The sequence below is a fragment of the Baaleninema sp. genome (assembly GCF_049974805.1).
Lineage (GTDB): Bacteria > Cyanobacteriota > Cyanobacteriia > Cyanobacteriales > Geitlerinemataceae > Baaleninema.
On record NZ_JBNGCO010000216.1, the window covers coordinates 1 to 2,774 of the forward strand.

Annotated in this window: 4 protein-coding genes; all 4 read right to left on the reverse strand. The window is 46.8% G+C overall.

What is annotated here, in order from left to right; all coding sequences use genetic code 11:
* Positions 1-84: 84 nt before the first annotated feature.
* Positions 85-768 carry a Uma2 family endonuclease gene (locus ACP5D4_RS21365; protein WP_428013621.1) on the reverse strand — a complete coding sequence of 228 codons (684 nt, stop codon included), beginning with the start codon at positions 766-768 and terminating at the stop codon, positions 85-87.
* Positions 769-816: 48 nt separating this feature from the next.
* Entirely contained in the window at positions 817-1,491 is a 675-nt protein-coding gene (locus tag ACP5D4_RS21370) for a PIG-L deacetylase family protein (protein WP_428013622.1), read from the reverse strand.
* Positions 1,492-1,495: 4 nt separating this feature from the next.
* A complete protein-coding gene (locus ACP5D4_RS21375; protein WP_428013623.1) occupies positions 1,496-2,122 on the reverse strand; it encodes a hypothetical protein in 627 nt (208 codons plus the stop codon).
* A 104-nt stretch (positions 2,123-2,226) separates the two neighbouring features.
* The coding region (locus tag ACP5D4_RS21380; protein ID WP_428013624.1) for a Uma2 family endonuclease at positions 2,227-2,774 on the reverse strand (548 nt) is incomplete at its 5' end.

The following is a 2,774-nucleotide window of genomic DNA, read 5'->3' on the forward strand; positions in this document are numbered from 1 at the left end:
CCAGCGTCCGACACCGGATCAGATGCCCCGTTCCAATTTGCTGAGATGAATCGACGCGAAAAACAACCTTCATCATCACTGAAACTACAAATCCTCGGGGTTCACGCCCAATTGCCGTAATCGCTCGGCCATTTTCTGCGATTTTTCACGTTCCGCTTGTCTAGATTCCTCAATTTCCATTAAACTCCCCAGCCGTTCTCCCGTCTCAGGGCAATAAAAACGAAAACTGCCATCCTGTAAGCGTCGCAACTCTAAACCCAAGACCTCTGAAAATAGGACTAAACTGGAGCCATCAGCCTGAGGAAGAATTGGAAAATAATTACCATCCAGCAAGCGCAATCCTTGAAGTGAGGGCTTTAGATAATCCGCAGTAGGGTCATACTGAAAATACTCTTGAATTCCCAAGTAAGCATAAAGTCCTTTCTTGGTTCCTTGGTCTTCACTGCGGGTACTCTTTGAGGTGATTTCTAAAATAAAACTGGGCAGTTTATTATTCTCTTCCCAGACCTTGTAAGATAACCGCTGTTTGTCCTCAACCCCAAACACCACAAACACGTCGGGCGCGACAACAGCTTTAGGACTACCCTGTTCGTAGTAAATGAATAAGTTTCCTGAAACATAGACATCTGAACGATGCTGGAAATGCAGTTTCAGGGCTTCCGTCCCATAAATTAAATAGTCCCGAGCCGCGTCACTTTCCGCCATAGGCAATCCATCACAATCGGGATACTCAATGTCACTTAGGATTTTGTGCAGAGACGTAGGCATCGATCGTTGTCCTAATAACGTCACATCAGAGATACCATCAAGCAAAACTCAATCAATTCGTCTGCCCAAAACAAACCCCTCAGCCGCCCGAATCCCCACCGTTGCCCCCCGCCAGCGAGCCAAGGCCTCAATCGCCTCGCGGGAACGGGGATGGGGAAAGTCTCGCAGTTCTTCACGATAGGCGGAGAGGGCTTCCAGCTTACGCTCTAGAGTATCAGAAATATCGATAAACCAGTTCGGTAAGAAAGCAGGAGCAGAACCCGGAGGCTGCCACTCCGTACTCGACGGAACTTCAAAAAACAACAAGGTTCGCACCGGATGTCCTGGTTGAGGACGGCAAGCGGTGACGACGGCTTGATGGACTCGTTGGTGATCGATATTGACATCGCCAGCGTGGTGCGTCAAAACGGTATCGGGTTGGTGCTGGGCGATCGCTTGTTCGATCGTCTGGACGATCTTAATCAATTCAATCGTGTCGAGGCGATTGTCTGGGAAATCATGGAATTGTACGGAGTGGATGCCTAAACAGTTGGCGGCTTGGTGAGCTGCTGCTTGGCGACGTTGACGTTCTGCCGAATCGGCGCGATCGCGGGCGGTGACACCATCGGCTAGGAAAATAACGTTTACGGTCGATCCTTCGGCGGTGTGACGGGCGATCGTCCCTCCACAGCCTAGAACCTCATCATCAGGATGAGCAGCGACAATCAGAATTTGCTGACTCATGATCTCATTGTCGCTCCAGTTGACCTAGAACGATTAAGCTCTCTAAATCTTCCCTTGCACTAGGCAAATATCCAGTAATGATGTGCTTAACTCGATCGAGTTGTGTCTCTGTTGCCCCTCCTAACATCCGACTAATATCTGCTAAATCTTGAGTGCGTCCAGCTAAGAGTTTCATTAACACTAAATAAGGAAGGGCGATAACGGGTAGCCCATCGGGAGTGTAATTTGGGCGATCGATCGCTTCTTTTGCCCAAGAGTCGCCATTTTCCAAAACATCAAGGGAGGTTCCATCTGGTAAAGTCCATTGACTCCCAGGGATACTTAACTCACCGTTTTTTTGACTTCCTGCTTTTTCTAAATCTCCGTGAACCAATGAGGTATCCTCTGATTTAATTAAAATATCCAAATCTAATGTCATTCTTTCTGGCATATAAAGCCGAGTGGCTACACCACCAACAATAACAAAGGGAGCTTGCTTAATAATTTCATTAAGGTTCGTCACCAGATAATTCCACGTCCGTCGATTTAAAAAAGCATTACCACTCCCCGTCCCTGGCTGAACTCGCTTTTGGACGAGGTTCAAGAAATATCTACGCCTTGTTGCATGAGGATCGTCAATTTTTTGTGTCATTCAGAATTTACTCCATCGGTGGCAACCATTAACTTTGTAGGTCATAACTTTATTATACTAATATACTGACTCATCGTTAAGTCGAATGCGAAGGACGATCGAAACTAGACGCGACGATAAAGATCGGCGATCGCGATTTCGACCGGAATAGACGCCAAGGGAATTGTAGCATTGAGATCGTCGTAAATGGTCAATAGCCAGTGGCGATCGTCTTGTTTCACGTGCTGTTCGATTTGAATGCTATCTTGTTCGATGAGTAGATATTCTTGAAAGCTGGGAAGACTCCGATAGGTGACAAATTTTTGGCTGCGATCGGAGTTGCGAGTCGAGTCAGAGAGAACTTCAATAATAAGTCTCGGGTTGGTAATAGCGTTGGTGTCGTTGTCAGCCGTAATAATCGGCTCTCGAACTACAACCACATCCGGATAGGTAAAAGTACGATTTTCTGGAATCCATAGCCGTTGGTCGCTATCAAAGACCTGATAAGGCGTATCTTTAAGGGCAACCCCAAGGGCAATAATTAAATTGACTTTTATTCTATTGTGTCTTGGGGAACCCCCAGCCATCGAAATAATCGCTCCGTTAATATATTCATGACGTTCGTTGGCGCGAGTTTCAAGATCGAGGTATTCCTCGACTGAAGAAAGCTGTT